The following is a 14,815-nucleotide window of genomic DNA, read 5'->3' as shown; positions in this document are numbered from 1 at the left end:
AAGGGTTTACGAACACCAAAGCTCGTCAATTATGAGTACTGAACTAAAAAGCTGCAAAAGGAAAGCGACATGGATTGGAAAGGTAGCCCTGTGATAATTTCTATAGCCTCGGGTGCTGCGGGCATTGGATTTGCAGTGCAATTTTTATTTCCATCGCTCAACGCACAGCTTAACTATGACCATAGAATTACTGTTGACTCACTAACTTCGGAGAAGTTCCAGCTTGAAGAGAAGCTAAACTCATTAAGGAACGATAATAAATATATTGACTCTGAACGGTCATCCCTAAAAAAAGACGCATCGGCATTAAAAGAGATAATAGAAAGCCAACAAGAAAAAATTACCGAGCTAGAGCTTGGACGGATTCTAGATATGGGCAATCCATATCCTGTAAGTTTTCCAAGCATAAAAATTTTTGATGAGATAACAAGAGTACAAAAAATCCATAAAGATGAAAAAATAGAAAAATCTAATAATGATTACTGGATAGTAAAAGTAGACCATGCGCTATTTGATTCAATTATCTATTATTATGCCGAGCTACCAGAACTTGAAAACAAGAAAGTGATTTATCAAATTTCTTACGTCAAAAGGGATTACTATATAGAGCAACTGCTTTTGGACTCCGGCGATTCATTTCAAAACAGCAGCCCCAAAAAAACTAAATTTGAAACAGACGATAAGTTTTTTATTAAACTATTAGACGACTATCTTGGCGTTGGTCAATTGTGGCCCCGGGGCGACACTCAAGATTATTCCTGGCTTACCGCCTACGGTGTTACCGTTTACATGACCGGCGAGTCTTACGACAGATACACTATTTCTCAAGAGCTTCTAGCTCCCGGGACATGGAGACATCCGATTCCGCAGACGCAGTATCAGCTATCATGCCCCGGGGAGGTCGATCCAGCTCTTTAATATTTCGACTATTTCAGAAGCTGGTTCCTGAATTATTATCGAATTATGGCGCATTCAGCGACGCGGCAGCTTACTCCTTACCAATACACCCCCTCACCTGCAGCGCACAACTCTCCAACGCCCCCTCCACCTCATCCAACGCCCGGCGCCAATCCTCATTCACCACCAGCGGCGGCCTCCCCGGTAGCAGGCACGGCACCAGGTTGCACTGGCTGCGCTGCACGGTAGGCGGTTGGGTCTGTGGTGTCGGGGCGGGCGTAGAGCATGCCGAGGTCAGCAGGAACAGGCTCAGCCAGATAATCCATGATGGTTTGATCATTGCGTTTTAGCTCCTGGATGGCGCGCTCTTGCCGGGTGGCTTGGCGGGTGATGGTTTGCTCGAGCAGTTTGATGCTGCGGTCGATGTCTGCGGCGCGGTCGATCTCGCGCTGCTGCCCCTCCAGCACCAGGGCTTGCACCTCGGTCAGTTCCTTTTCCTTGGCCAGGTCGCTTTCGGCACGGTCGGCCCGCTGGGTTTCCAACTCGATGCGGGGGCTGATGATCCACCAGGCCACGGCCGCGATCACAACCAGCACAGCCAATGCCACGCCGATCTGCAGCAGCAACTTGTATTTAGTCAGCACACATCACCTCCTCTGCCAGCAGCTCGGCTAGCACCTCCGCAAGCTGCAGCTTCCAACGCTGGTAGCGGGCCACGTCCTGCGGGTTGCTGATAAAGAACAGCTCCACAATGATCCCGCCGCCACGGCTCACGAATGCCAGGCGGCTGTGCTGCCCGCTGGCCTCGCCCTTCGCGCCGCGGTTGGCGATATCAAGGGTCTCGCTGATGACGTTGCAGATGCGCCCGCCGAGATCCATCTGGCCTGGCCAGCTCAGTGTCTCCACGCCCGTGGCCGTTGCCGCGCGGAATGCGTTGCAGTGGAACTCCAGGGCAATATCTTGCGTGGCCGCCAGCCGCCATGCCTTGGACAGCGGCAGGTTCTGGCCGGGCTCACCATCCTTGCTGAACTCAACACCCCGGGCGCGCAGCGCGCCGGCGAGCAGGTCCCGAAACTCCAGCACGATATCGGCCTCGGTATAGCCATTCCCCACAGCACCAGGGTCAGCGTCGGAGTGGCCGGCGCTGATGAAGAGTGTTCTCGTTTGCATGGGTTGCTCCTGAATTGCAGGCATAAAAAAGCCCGCCGAAGCGGGCACATATTGAGTCGGGTTCCGACCGATCAGCAGCCGGAAATAAAAAGTCACCCTAGCCGGAAGAAAGCATCCCGCTCTCGCCAATCTGAGGTACTTATGAACGAACACACACTCAAAAGGCTGATCCTCCTGACCAGGCTCCTCACCAGCCTCATCGAGCTTGCAAAGCACTTATTAACCATTGCACCCCTCATTCAGTCACATAGCGTCACCTGCTCCCTCTAAACGCAGGAGCACTCAGCATGATCTTTAAGAAAGCCACTACGATGTCGACTGGAATGGATCAAGACGCAAAAATTGACCGCGGCCTTCAGTCTGGAGACCGCGTCTTCGTGGAGTCAGACGAGCACCAAGGGCAAATCCAGATAACACTCAAATCACAATCAGGAGCCACCTGGGCCGGGCGAGTCAGCGGCTATTACCCGCCACTCGACGCCTCAGCAGAACCCCAAGACTGCGAGTGGGACAGCCTGCAGGATGTCGAGAAAGATCAGGTCATCCATCACGAATACGGAGGATAAGCCCAGCCGAACAGGCCCGGCTGCAGACCGCCTACGCAGCCGGGCTGCCCAGAATCAAACAGATTGATTTTCCTGCCTCATTCAATATGCTGTACATCCATACAGCATATTGACCAACACTATGATCTTTCTCGTTAGGCGCATGCGAGCCCAGGGCGTACCGCTCACCCCCGACCAACTACGAAAAGCAGAAGAGATCCGCGGTGACGTGCGCATCAACCACGAGAGCTGTGCACTCGGCCGCGCTTCCATCATCGCCATGCTGAAGGGCGCGATGCCGCTGAATGAACCGCAGATACCTGACCTACTGGACGCGAGCGCGCAATCCATGGCGCCCAACGCTTTTGTAATCTCCGGCATTGAGCTCGTCGACGGGGCGGCTTATGCTCAAAGCTGGCTGTGCCGGCCAGAATGAGATCCCGTTCGCAGACAACCGAGCCGGCCGATGGCATGCTCATGCTTTTTGAAAAGGAATTCAGACCATGTTTGCACTCACCCGCCGGATCGGCGAGCGCATTTATATAGGCGACAACGTGATACTTGAGATACTCGACACCGATGGCCAGTGCGCTCGCATTGGTATCGACGCCCCTAGGGAGATCCTTGTATTGCGGGAAGAGCTAATAATCTATGACGATTCGTCCGCATCGCCGAACCAGGACCAGCCGATTACTCAGGCAAAAGGCAAGATTTGACCACGGTCATGCCTTGACCCCGGTCAATCTGCTAGTCAGTTAGAAAAATTTCGTTTCAGCCTCATCTATGAATCGCTCGTAAAACTCGATCCCAAGCTTCCCTAGAATCCGAGGGTCAGCCGAGTTCAAAGGCTTTTCCAGATGGCTAGTTGGCGGGTTATACCACTTGCCGGAATTAACGACGCTTTTTACCAGAAGCCTGGAAGGATAGTGCGTGAGGGTTACAGGATCGCCCTCGTAATGGACAATCTCACCGTTCACTATTTCCAGCCTTTTAATATGGCCTGAGCCGTTCGGAAATCCGAGCCCTGTTCCGCCCGGCCTGTGCTCCGCAAGCTCTTGAATAGAGTGATTATCCGCATCCCGCGCCTGCTTCAGATAGCGAAGCAGCATGTCTTTTTTCCGTAGGTTTTGGGTTCTGCCTTGCCATGGCTGAAACTGATCCCGAACATGCTGACAACCTCTTTCAGCTTTGTTCCAACACTTCTCAAGACAGTTCAAAAGCTGTCTCCAATAGTCTTCATACTCTTCAAAACTTTCCGCATTACTCATGTGCTCGAGCGCATTTTTCGCCGCTCTCAGCTCTGCCCTTGCTGCTTTTAGCATGATTCGTCCACCCGTTTAATATCCAACGAGTATGGGTAGTGGCGAGCTTCAGCGCAAACCAGCCGCTGCAGGATGCAATTAAACCTCATCTGACCTCAACTGCTTGGGGACAACCTGTCCACAGCCCTGCATGCTAGGCTTGCAACTCTGCCACCGCATGGAAGCCCCGCATGAAACGTTTCAAGCTCGCCCTAGCCATTCTTGCCGCCGGTGCCGCACTGCTCGCGCCGATCGCCATCTACATCTGGCACTTTGGCTGGAGGATCACATCAGACCATGGGCAGTGGGCAGAGATGGGTTCTGCTATGGCAGGGATTTACGCACCACTGCTAGGCTTACTTACCCTTGGGATCCTTTGGCAGCAACACCAAACCCTTAAAGCTCAACACACCCTGCAACGGGAGCAGCAATCGTTCCTGCATGAGCAGCACGTACAAAACACGTCACGCGAAAGGCTAGACAATGTTCTTCAAACCCTGCTGAGACGTCTAAGCGAGCAAGACAGCAAGGATGTTATAGGGGCGTACCAGACATTCTCTGACTCAGATATAACCGAGGAATTAACCTCAGGATACAGCTACGGCAAAGCTCAGACGGAACTAACAACTCTATGGATCGCTACCTACAACTGCTTTGCCTTTTTCAAAACGACAGAAGACCCCTTGAGGCTTTGGTTCTATGGAGCCATGCGAGAAAAGATAATGGCTGAGATAGGCATGGCGACGTGCATTACACTGGACTTAATCGCGCTATTGCAAGAAGCCTCTATTTCCCATTACGAGTACTTTACAGAGCTCAACACCCATGTAGCCAAAAAAGCCGAGACCAAACCCGACCAGTTCCCTGCCCACACAAATGGCAATGCATGACCTCGGTCCTGTTTCAGCAACATCCTTTTTTGTCTACGATTTGATTTGATGGGAATGAATCTCTGGGGGACGGATTTCGAATCCGTTTGCACCCCCTATTCTGCGGGACTGCGATATGCTGCAAGGCCCTAGAACCGCATCTATCCTGATGATGCTATAGCGTGCTTAGGGGATTCTGGGGGAATCTATCGCACCAAATTTCCCCCAAGTCAGAGACGTGAACCCCGTCACTCCCCGCCCTACCCGCTTACGCTACTATCCCTGTGCCGTGTTCAAAGGCGGCATCCTTGTTGTGCCGGGTTAAGCAGTCCCGGTTTTTAGGCCTACCCCAGCGCCCGCCGCGCATCCTTCGCATCCATTCCATGCCCTACCATCGCATTGATCGCGAACTCACGGTCCCGATACGGCAGCCCCGGCCCTACGCCGATCTTGACGTGAACCTTGTACGCCTGCAGCTCCAGCTGGATGCGTGCCATCTTGATCCGGCACAGCGCGTTATGGGTCCATGGCCCGAACAGAGCAACGCCGAAGAACTTACGCGGCCCCCGGCAGCGTGTAGTCGATCCGGATCGCTTCAAGCTCTGCCATGGTAGTGGCCCGCCTTATCGCGTCATCAATCGCCTGCCGCCGCCCAACCAGAAATGCACTGGCCTGGGCGAACAACTGTACTTTGGCGACAGTGCGCTGCAGGTACTCCGCGCGCGGCACTCCGCGCACCTGGGCAGCAATGTCGATCCATGGCGTAGGTGCGGCATGGTCCGCCTGCCATGCCAGTGCCTCGGCCCGCTGCCGCTCCCAGCTGCTGATTTCGCTTGGCGGGTAGTCTGCGGTCAAGGCCAGCATGGCCTGCTCAAAAAGTGAGTTATTTTTTTCTATCGTTTGCGTCTTCATCGACTGAAATGGGCTGTACTGTGCTTGAGCCTGTTCAAGAGATTCTTGGGGCACATCAGCCACAAACAGAACATTTCCTGACAACCAGTATTTTTCAATATCTGGCTGGCCTGCTAATACGGCTATACCTGAACAGTGGTCAATATCGGTCAGTACGATGCTCGCCATCATTATCCTACCCTCGCCATCCAGAGCATCGGAGAAAAATCCAATACCATAACCTGTAAGGTACTGCCGGAATCTTGGAATGCCTGGCATGTGATGTAGTCTCCAGCCGCTAAAGTAACGACAGAACTACAAACAAGCCCAGTAGGAGCAGTGGGTACAGTTACAGGTGAAATATCTTGCCGCACTATGTCAGAGCTGCCGTTCTTCTGAACCCGGAGCACTCGACGTCCTGAACTGCTAGCCGACAAAAAGACACCCGCACCGATGATATATGCTCCGCCCTGGCCTGCCGGGACCGTAAGGCGTCCGGGATTTGACGCTGGATTATGTATCTCACCACCGGCTTCATGCACTGTGGTGTTTAGCGTGACCTCAGTGAATGTTCCGCTTGGAACACTTACGTTTGCCGAGTTGGTCGCTTTACCATAAACCGCAGTAAAACCACCGCCGCCACCGCCGCTACCCAGATCCGATAGCGCCGCCAGGTTTATCCATGTTACATCCCCCAAGTAACGCCACTGGAGGTGGGTCCCGTCGTTGCGAAGCTCGACTTCTCGTCCATCCTCTCCGGCAGGACCTGCGGAGCCTGCTGGGCCTTGAACACCTTGAACACCCTGCGGGCCCTCGGGCCCGGTCGGCCCGGTCGGCCCCACTTCGCCCTGGATGCCCTGCGGCCCGGCTGGCCCTTGCGGGCCTGATTCACCGTCTTCGCCCTGTATACCTTGCGGGCCCTGAATGTTTCCAGCATTGACCCAGTCAGAAGACGCAGTCGCCCACACCCAAAGGTCGCCATTGATGATATAGGCATCGCCTTGGATGCCTGTGCCGGGTAGCTCGGCGATCGAATCCAAACTACCCAGTATTGCGAGGCCCGCACCGGTTTCACCTTGCGGACCTTGCGGGCCAATCGGCCCCTCCGGACCTGGGGGGCCGGCTTCACCCTGCAAACCCTGAGCACCTGGCGGGCCTGCTGGCCCAACTGGTCCTTCCGGGCCCGGCAGACCCTGTGGTCCTGGCGCGCCCTGCGCACCATCAGCACCCGCCGGGCCCTGGGCCCCAGCCGGACCCATCGGGCCTGCTGGTCCGGCTTCGCCGGGCGGACCTTGAAACGGTGTGCCGTCTGACCATCCGCCACCAGCGATCCGGAAGTACAGCATCCCGTTGTCCGTTGCCAGGTACGAGAAGTTCAGATCCTCGCCGTCGTGTGCGGAGCGATCAGCGAGCAGCCCAGTGGCGTCGACCTGGAAGGCCGGGCCGGGTTCGCCTGCTGGCCCGGCAGGCCCACGGTCCCCACCAATCACAGCAAAGCCCTGACAGGTGGCCGGAGCAGTTCCTGCCGCAATGGCAGTCACCTTGCCCGCATAAACCCGCAGCACGTCAGTCGATCCCAGCTGCACGTCGAGCGTGTACTCGAGCGCGCTCCACTCCAGCGCCTCGGTCTGCTCATCGGTCAGCACCACATCTACCCAGCCACCCGCATCCACGGTCACCGGCAAGGTGCCCACAGCCGCGCCCTTCTCATACAGGGTCAGCTCTGCAGTGGCACCGGTCAGCGGCAGGGGTGGGTAGTACACGATCTGGCCGCCAGAGGCCTTGCTGCCAGTGGCATTGATGGTGCTGATCTCCAGCGTTTCGGCATCCACCATCCGCGCGAAGTGCGGCCTCTCCTGAGGCAGCGCACGGTTCAGGGCTGGCAACTGGCGGACCAGCTCGATCCAGATCGGCCAGTCGGTCGGCAGTCCGTGGTCTACGGTCAGGCGCAACGGGGCGGTGGGGCTGATGGTGGTGATATCGCGGTATTCGGGCGTCGGCTGCATGACGCGCAGAAGGGCACGGAAGGTCGCGCCCTTATGAATCACAAGTGCGAGCTGGGTAGGCTGCATGGGTGTCTCCGTTACTGTAGGCGGGTTGTTGCTCAGTTGGGTTGCGGGTCCGGGGGCGTCAGGGCAAACCACGCAGAGTCCGAGGTCAGTAGGAACAGGCCGAACGACACCTCGGTAGAGGCGCTACTCAATACAACTCGGCCATAGAAATAATCGCTGCTGGGAGTGATGACCAAGTCCCCGTTCAGGTCGTTACCGCTTTGAAATGCCGGCCCACCCAGAATAGAAATCGGCCCCCCGGTTAGTCGCAATCGAAGATCCCCAGCTTCGGCGCCGCCCGACACATACAGATCGAACGAATGACCCTGCCCCGCAGACGGGACAGGCAGATCCAAAACAACATCACCCAGGCCCATAAATACGCATACGTTGGCAGCGCCCGCGGGCACGGCAAAAGTACCGGCCTCCTCGTCTACCAAAATCGCAGGCGATCCTGCGGAGGCGCCGCCCTGCTGTATCAGCTCAGCAAATGCCGCCGTCACAGTGCAAGCAATTACGGTATCCGCCGCCCAGCTGCCAGGCGTGACAGTGCCCTCGCGAGCGCGTGAGCCAATCGTCAGCACCCCGCCACTCTTGCCGGTGATGCGCAGGATCTCAGGGGCGTCACCGTTCGGGTCAATCGTCAGGTCGTAGTAATCGCCAGAGGCAAACGTCAGCTTGTCCGCCTGGGCGGTGGGCACGGTCAGGGTGTTGTCTGTGCTGGCCAGGGGCGCGCTCAGCACAGTCGCCCAGTTGTTCGCGAATTTCTGCATGGTTATATCCAGTTGACGGGCGTGGGGGCGGCGATGATGATCTGCCCGGTTTTGGGGTTGTAGCTGCCGTACTGCAACAGGTTGGTTTCGGACCAGGTGCCGGTGCTGGTTTTGAGTCCGTCTGGCGTCAGGGCGCCGACATAGCTGCCGGCGGTGCTGGTGCTGCGCGTGCTGAGGCCCATGCAGTTGTTGCTGAACAGGTCGAGCAGGTACTGCACGTTGATTTCAGAGCCCAGCTGCGAGTCTTTCGGGCCAGCGAATACCTGCGCGATCGGGCGACGGCTGAGGTTGTCGCCGGTCAACAGCGCCCCAGGCGGCCTGCCTAGATTCTCCAGATCCTGGCCGCCGACCGTTGCTGTCTCGCTGCCCACCAGATACACATTGCTGACCACATCGCCAGACACGGTACTGGTCACGCTGCAGGGCAGCGGCTGAATCCAGTTCTGCGCAGCGCCCTCTGTTTCAAATACCGCATCCGTGTTGGCCACCCTGGTACCAGCCAACTGAGCCAGGCCCAATACCTCTATCTGAGTGGTGCCGTCTGTGCGCTCAACCTGCACGCGCTGGGTGGCGGTCTCCCACTGAAGGCCGTTGTTCGTAACCTGACTGACCAGCCCGAGGTGGAAGTAAACCGGCACCGGGGTTTCATCAGCAAAGCGCACAGCCCACATCCAGCGGTAATGCTCGGTGTACTCGCCGGCGCGGGGTACGTCCGTGCCGCCACCGGGCCCGGTCAGCACCTCGGTTGCAAAATCATAGGTCACGCGGTCGCCCACATACACCCCGTCTTCCGTCGCCGGGGAGCGCGCCACTTCAGGGCCCAGCACATAACCCAGGATACGGTTATCAATGGGCGGCTCGGTGAATATGCTGGCTGGCCGAATGTCCGCGATGTCATAAAGCAGGCTGACGTTCACCAACAGATCGGCGCCGGTACCCGTCACGCTGCACAGGTAGAAACGGTAGGGCCGCGGCTTCTTGTCCAGAGGTGAGACGTTGGCGCTTTGATACGCTGCCAGGGCCAACACGGCATGCCGGCCAGTGGAGCTGACGCTATGCAGGCGCAATACACCGTTGGCGGATGAGCGCAGGTCAGCAAACACCTTGGCCGCATCTGCCCCTGTTGCACGACCATAGCCCAACGCAAACCCCTGCACCTTCTCCTGCGGCTCTACATGCCACTCGCCAAAGCGCCGGGTAACAAACTCGCCCACCGTGTCCGAGGCACTCACCACCGCATTGCGGATATGAACACGCCAGCGGCTGCCGTCCTCGGCCTGGTAGATCCAGCCTCGCAGCGCCTGGCCGTACAAGCTGGCACCGGTAATCAGCGCCTGCCCGGCCCACCACTCGCCGCCAGGGGGCGCAACAGCCTCTTCTTCCGGTGTGATGGGGTCAATACCCGGCACGGTGATCAGATGGGTATCGCCGGGGCCGGCGTAAATGTCGGGGCCTACGGTGTCGATGGGTTGCGGGTAAGGTCGTGTGCTTTCATCAGTAAGGGTGATGGCGCCATTCGCGACGGGGCCATGCCAGGGCCACATCAACGCCCGCCTCATGGCGTAGGCTCTGGCGGGTGCGGATCAGCCAGCTGCACCTGGAACGGATTGCCGCCGCCGTCTGTCATCTGCAGCATTTTGATCTGCGGCAGCGCAAACAGGCCGTCACTGCTCAGTAGCGGGGCGTAGTATTCGCGCTGGTCGATGTCCAGTTCCTGCAGGGGGCCGGCAATGCCTCCCTGCCCGCCTGTGCCGGGCTGTTGGTTCACCTCGCTGTAACCGCGACGCTGGGGGATGCCGCCGCGGGGCTCTTCGCGCTTGAGTGTGGGGAGCGGCTTGCCAGGGTTGGCCATGTCGAGCAGGTTCTGTACCAGCTCGCCCGCCTTGCGCTGATGGCGAGCATCAAGTCGTTCCTGTATGCCGTCCGCCCGCGCATTGGTGCGACTGCTCAGGCCGTTGGAACGCGCGCTGAGGCGCTCACGAATGCCCGTGGATCGTTCAGTAGGGGTAGCCATTTATATCTCCAGCACATCAACAGGGGGCGCAACGCGGATAACTACGGCGCGCTCCGCGGTGATTTCGTCCCGCCATTGCTCAGGTATTTCCGGTGCGTCAATCGCAAAGCGGCGGGGGTAGCGATTCTCCGGAGGCCAGGTGCCAATCGAGTAGCTGCCGGCAAACCCGGGCATCTCCTCGTTATAGGGCGGGCTGGACGAATCCTTGATCAGTTGCGTGGGCAGCACCGGGTTGATGATAGGCGCTACCACGTCCACAAACTCCGGAGGATCTGGCGGGGCCAGCACATCAGCCACCGCTTCCGCCTCACCGCGGCTCACAGCCAGGGTGATGGTCAGCATGGCTGAGCCGGTCTCCTGGTCGCCTTCAGCGGTTAGCCCCACCACAACGCCCGTCGCAGTGGCGCGGTCAGCCAACCTGATGCCTTGGCCGATATCCACGTCCAGCGCATGGCCTAGTGGCACTTGCCAGCTCACGCGGTTACCCCGTTGAGCCTGCAGCAGCTGCGACCTGGCGCGAGCCAGCGCGGTGTTGATTGCCACATCAAGCCGGGGCTGATCGCGGCGCGGCAGCTGATCGATAGGCTCGTCGCCTGTTACCGCGGCAGGATTAGTGCGGCTGGACTCCCACAGCGCGTCCGCATCCGTGTCGGTATCCAGCACCACGCGGTCACGGGTGATGACCTCTCCCACCGCCGCCACGGCGGCCGCAACCTCCAACCGGAACCGGTAAGCCTCGACGGCGCGCTGGCTCCAGCGGAACGCCGTGGTGAAGTCAGCCCCCAACAGCAGATCAATATTTTTGTTGTACCAGGGCTGCGGCAGCTCTGGCAGGTCACCGGGCAAGCGGTACCAATCTGACGCGGTAATAAACCACCCTGCGCTCTCGACCGCGTCCGTCACCATTTGAATGTCAGGCAGCTCTGTACTGTCGGCACGCCATGCGTTAAAGCCGGTGATGCTGGTATTGCCGCCCGTCGCGGGGTTCAGCCAGCTATAGCTCTGCCCGCGCTCTCGGTACCGGGAATACCGGTAGTCCATCTCCAGCTCGACCACGTTGGTGGTGTCGCTCAGGCTGGCCAGCGATATATCCAGGCTCTGGTATGCCGTGCTGCCGGGGGCGAACTCATAGGCAGTGCCCGCCGGGTACCACTCCACAATGCGCGGCTGCCCGTCCCGCCCAGCGCACAGGCTGGCGGTGCGGGTGCTCAGTCGCTCCTGCGCGTACTCCCAGCGCGAACGTCCGGCGGTTTCTTCAAATACATCCACGGACCATTGGCCCGCTACCAGCGCGTCGATCAGCTCAATCGGCATGGCCTCGATGGTGTCAGCCAGGCGCGTGGTGGCCGTGCAGCTGAGCACGCGGGTGAGCACATCGAACTCGGGCTGCACCAGTGAGCCAGTGAAAAGCCGCACAGCCAACACCGGATCGCCCATCACCACAAAGTCCAGCGTCACGGCCATGCCGGCGTAATCCGCAATAGTCACAGGGTCCGGGCCAAGCCACAGATCAAACGTGGCTACCCGGTCGCCATCCTCTACGGCCTCGATCCGCATTGGCCCGGCCAGGGTGGCCGATACATCAACGCCCGCCAGCGTGGCGGCCCAGCGCCAGGTAAAGCTGCCACCTGGTTGGATGGTTATGGTTTGGCTATCGCTTACGGCAACAGAATTGAGCGGCGCGCTGTTGAGCGGGAGGCTGTTCAGCATGCGTTACACCTCAAGGCAGATCAGTTGCCAGTCATTGGTTCGGGTTTCACTGCTTTCAGTCGGGCGGCGGCAGCGCACGGTAAAGCGAGGCAGCCAGCCAATGCTGTACTGCACGGCATCCGCCACAGGCGTGATGGTTGCCACGCGACCATCCATGGTGACCGGCGTGCGCTGCTCGCGGCCATCCTCCAGCAGGGCATCGCACCACACCGGCGCATCGGGCCTCACCTCGGTGGTCAGCGTAGCTGTCAGGCTGGCCGTGTTCAGGCGCATGGCCTTGATGCTCCACAGGTCCAGGTCAGAGCGGAAGTCCACACCCTCAAGCCCCGCACCCATCAGCCCGCTACCACTGATCGAGATGCGCATCTTTTCCCAGTGCGACATCTCCACCAGCTTGCCCTCGCTCAGGCGCACGCTGGAGGTACCGCCCTCTGGCTCATAGGTCACGTTTGGCCAGCCGCTCTGGTGAGCTATTCGCACACCGCCCAGCATCAAGTGGTACATGCTCACCCCTTTCTCAGTTTCGCGAGCCGCACATAGGTGGCCAGTTCGTCCAGGCCGCCCTGCTGAAACCGCGCATTCACCTGCCGACCGTCCGGCAGGTATATAGCCGCGCCGGCGGAGAAGTCGTTCTCGGCGGCATCCATCGCGGCGGAGGTCAGGCCCATGTCATCCTGCGTGGCACGCAGCCCTTTCAGCACGCTGGCCAAGCGCTGGCTGGCATCAGCCGTGAACACCCGCTCGCCACCGCCAAAGGCCACCAGCTCCGGCCCGCGCTCACCCACCCAGGCAAGACCGGGCGGAGCGCTGGGGGTGCCAGTGGCATAGCCCTTGGGGTTGGTGGTGCGATCAGGCGTGAGATTCCACGTAGAAGACTCAGGCACCGCCAGCGTGGGGGTAATAACGAATGCATCACCCAGCAGCTTGCCCAGCTTGCTCAGTTGGTCTTCCAGGGTCTTGATCGCCTCCGGAGACATATACGGCTTGATCTCCAGATCGGTCAGATCCTTCAACTCTTGCAGCTCGGCCTTGATCGCCTTCAGCTTCTCGTCAGCATCGGTCTGCTGAAACTTGTTTGCGCTCAGCTCAATGTCCTGCAGCTCCTTCGCAAACCCGGCAAAGCCGTAAGTGTTCTCCCCGGCCTGCTGCAGCTCCAACAGCATCTTGAGTGCGGCCTGCGCTTGCCGTTGGGCGTCCTCATAGTCCCCGGCCTGCAGGGCGTTGCGGGCGTTCACCTTCAGCTTCTGGGCATTGCCATAGCTGGCCTCACCCGCCCCGCCACCGGCGAGCTGGTTCAGCGCCTCGGCATAGCGCTTCTCAATATCCAGGCGCTCGTCGCGGTACTTCTCCACGTCCTTGTTGGCATCGCGCTCAGCATCGGTCAGCTCTTTGATCTTGCCCTTGGCCAGCTCGACCATGTCGGTATAGGCTTTCTTCTTTGCCTCGGTGCCACCAACCACCGCAGCCGTGGAGCGCCTCTCGCTCTGCTCGAGCTGGTCGGCTACGCTGGACGCCGTCTCGCCAACCTGTTCATAGGTGCCGTCCCACAGCTTGGCAATCTTGCCCATCATCTCGCCAGTGGCCTGGGCGTTGTCTTCCCCGATCTGCCGCATGATGTCCGCAGCTTCGGTAAAGTCCCCTTTTGCTGCGGATACCGCGGCTGCTGCCGTACCACCAATGAATCGCCCCAGGGCGCCGAAGCCATCACCAGCGATGAGTACAGCGGTACCCAAAACCTTGATTACCGCGCCAAGCAGCGCGGCAACCCGGGTGGCGATCTTTCCCTCGCGCGATGTGTCAACCAAAACCCCGGTAAACATGTTCATCGCAGGGCCCAGCTCTGCGGTCAGTTGCTGCCCCAAGCCTTCAGACACAGCGCTCGCCGTATTAGCGGAACGCTCGAACGCCTTGGCGCCCTGCACCACGTCCTCACTCATCACCAGGCCAAGCTCTCTGGCCTGCTGTGCCAGGCGCTCATACTCTTTGCCGTTGTCGCGCAGCAGGGGCAGCAGCAACGCCGCATCACTGGCGATCGCCTCCATGTAGAACGTCATCTCGTTCTGCGAGACGTTGGCCTTCTCCAGGCTGGATACATACAGCTGCAGCGCATCCGGGCCGCTCAGATCGCGGAACTGGTCAGCCGTCACACCCACCTGCGGCGCGATGCTCTCGAAGAAGTCAGCCAGCGGCCCGCCACCGGTCTGCAGAAAGTCGCCTACCTTGTCGCGCACATCCTTGAAGATGTCGCCCAGCTTGTCCGCCTCGATGCGCAGACCTTTAGAAGCAAACGCCCAGCCCTGAAACTTCTCCGCAGTAGTGCCCGACAGCTCCGCCAGTCGCACCATCTGGCCGGTCGCCAGAGCGTTCTGCTTGACGAATAAAGACACAGCGCCCACCGAGAATGCAGCCAGCAGCGAAAGGCCTGCTTTCTTGGCCTTGGAACTGAACCGGTCCAGCTGGCTGTCTGCCTGTTTGAACGCGGGGCCGGCGGTGTTCTTACCGTCCACCACCAGCTGCACGCGGGCCTTTTTGCTCATTTGAGGAGTTCCTGCAGTGTGTTCTTGAGGCGGCTTGGTTTGGCCCTGGCCGACGCG

17 protein-coding genes are annotated in these 14,815 nt (G+C 59.0%); 5 read left to right on the top strand and 12 right to left on the bottom strand.

The features are described from left to right. Positions 1–69: 69 nt before the first annotated feature. Positions 70–918, top strand: a complete 849-nt coding sequence (locus tag IEV54_RS02060; RefSeq protein ID WP_150279440.1) for a hypothetical protein — start codon at positions 70–72, stop codon at positions 916–918. A 70-nt stretch (positions 919–988) separates the two neighbouring features. On the opposite strand, the gene lysC is transcribed toward IEV54_RS02060, so the two are convergent. Both lysC and IEV54_RS02050 read right to left on the bottom strand, forming a co-directional pair. Continuing rightward, positions 989–1,237, bottom strand: coding sequence for an Rz1-like lysis system protein LysC (gene lysC / locus IEV54_RS17500; RefSeq protein WP_223825566.1), 249 nt, complete (start codon positions 1,235–1,237; stop codon positions 989–991). A gap of 293 nt (positions 1,238–1,530) precedes the next feature. Next, on the bottom strand, positions 1,531–2,067 hold the full coding sequence (locus tag IEV54_RS02050) for an N-acetylmuramoyl-L-alanine amidase (RefSeq protein ID WP_188434291.1): 537 nt from the start codon (positions 2,065–2,067) through the stop codon (positions 1,531–1,533). 287 nt (positions 2,068–2,354) lie between these two features. On the opposite strand from IEV54_RS02050, the gene IEV54_RS02045 reads away from it, so the two are divergent. The 3 genes from IEV54_RS02045 (at position 2,355) to IEV54_RS02035 (ending at position 3,328) form a co-directional block, all read left to right on the top strand. Next, on the top strand, positions 2,355–2,633 hold the full coding sequence (locus tag IEV54_RS02045; RefSeq protein ID WP_150277503.1) for a hypothetical protein: 279 nt from the start codon (positions 2,355–2,357) through the stop codon (positions 2,631–2,633). 121 nt (positions 2,634–2,754) lie between these two features. Then, positions 2,755–3,048: a hypothetical protein gene (locus IEV54_RS02040; RefSeq protein ID WP_150277504.1), complete on the top strand. Its 294-nt coding sequence runs from the start codon at positions 2,755–2,757 to the stop codon at positions 3,046–3,048. A gap of 67 nt (positions 3,049–3,115) precedes the next feature. Continuing rightward, entirely contained in the window at positions 3,116–3,328 is a 213-nt protein-coding gene (locus IEV54_RS02035) for a carbon storage regulator (protein WP_150277505.1), read from the top strand. Between the two features lie 39 nt (positions 3,329–3,367). On the opposite strand, the gene IEV54_RS02030 is transcribed toward IEV54_RS02035, so the two are convergent. After that, positions 3,368–3,934 carry a hypothetical protein gene (locus IEV54_RS02030; protein WP_150277506.1) on the bottom strand — a complete coding sequence of 189 codons (567 nt, stop codon included), beginning with the start codon at positions 3,932–3,934 and terminating at the stop codon, positions 3,368–3,370. A gap of 170 nt (positions 3,935–4,104) precedes the next feature. On the opposite strand from IEV54_RS02030, the gene IEV54_RS02025 reads away from it, so the two are divergent. After that, a complete protein-coding gene (locus IEV54_RS02025; protein WP_150277507.1) occupies positions 4,105–4,803 on the top strand; it encodes a hypothetical protein in 699 nt (232 codons plus the stop codon). Positions 4,804–5,126: 323 nt separating this feature from the next. Here the strand turns inward: IEV54_RS02025 and IEV54_RS02020 are convergent, their stop codons facing one another. The 9 genes from IEV54_RS02020 to IEV54_RS01980 are packed head-to-tail and all read right to left on the bottom strand — an operon-like array spanning position 5,127 to position 14,758. Beyond that, on the bottom strand, positions 5,127–5,279 hold the full coding sequence (locus IEV54_RS02020) for a hypothetical protein (protein ID WP_188434290.1): 153 nt from the start codon (positions 5,277–5,279) through the stop codon (positions 5,127–5,129). A 58-nt stretch (positions 5,280–5,337) separates the two neighbouring features. Next, positions 5,338–5,952 carry an HI_1402-related protein gene (locus IEV54_RS02015; protein ID WP_150277509.1) on the bottom strand — a complete coding sequence of 205 codons (615 nt, stop codon included), beginning with the start codon at positions 5,950–5,952 and terminating at the stop codon, positions 5,338–5,340. After that, positions 5,865–7,745, bottom strand: a complete 1,881-nt coding sequence (locus IEV54_RS02010; RefSeq protein WP_150277510.1) for a collagen-like domain-containing protein — start codon at positions 7,743–7,745, stop codon at positions 5,865–5,867. The genes IEV54_RS02015 and IEV54_RS02010 overlap by 88 nt, the downstream gene beginning before the upstream one ends. A gap of 32 nt (positions 7,746–7,777) precedes the next feature. Next, complete coding sequence (locus tag IEV54_RS02005; protein WP_150277511.1) at positions 7,778–8,497, bottom strand: hypothetical protein; 720 nt, start codon at positions 8,495–8,497, stop codon at positions 7,778–7,780. 2 nt (positions 8,498–8,499) lie between these two features. Beyond that, a complete protein-coding gene (locus tag IEV54_RS02000) occupies positions 8,500–10,041 on the bottom strand; it encodes a hypothetical protein (protein WP_150277512.1) in 1,542 nt (513 codons plus the stop codon). Between the two features lie 11 nt (positions 10,042–10,052). Beyond that, the gene (locus IEV54_RS01995; protein WP_150277513.1) at positions 10,053–10,511 is read right to left on the bottom strand and encodes a hypothetical protein; all 459 of its coding nucleotides are present in this window, start codon (positions 10,509–10,511) and stop codon (positions 10,053–10,055) included. Further along, on the bottom strand, positions 10,512–12,221 hold the full coding sequence (locus tag IEV54_RS01990) for a hypothetical protein (RefSeq protein ID WP_150277514.1): 1,710 nt from the start codon (positions 12,219–12,221) through the stop codon (positions 10,512–10,514). A 3-nt stretch (positions 12,222–12,224) separates the two neighbouring features. Next, the gene (locus IEV54_RS01985) at positions 12,225–12,725 is read right to left on the bottom strand and encodes a hypothetical protein (protein ID WP_150277515.1); all 501 of its coding nucleotides are present in this window, start codon (positions 12,723–12,725) and stop codon (positions 12,225–12,227) included. Positions 12,726–12,727: 2 nt separating this feature from the next. Continuing rightward, positions 12,728–14,758, bottom strand: coding sequence for a BAR domain-containing protein (locus IEV54_RS01980; protein WP_150277516.1), 2,031 nt, complete (start codon positions 14,756–14,758; stop codon positions 12,728–12,730). Positions 14,759–14,815: the final 57 nt, after the last annotated feature.

The organism is Halopseudomonas salina, from assembly GCF_014637955.1.
GTDB lineage: Bacteria > Pseudomonadota > Gammaproteobacteria > Pseudomonadales > Pseudomonadaceae > Halopseudomonas > Halopseudomonas salina.
This window is presented reverse-complemented; position numbering and strand designations above follow the sequence as displayed.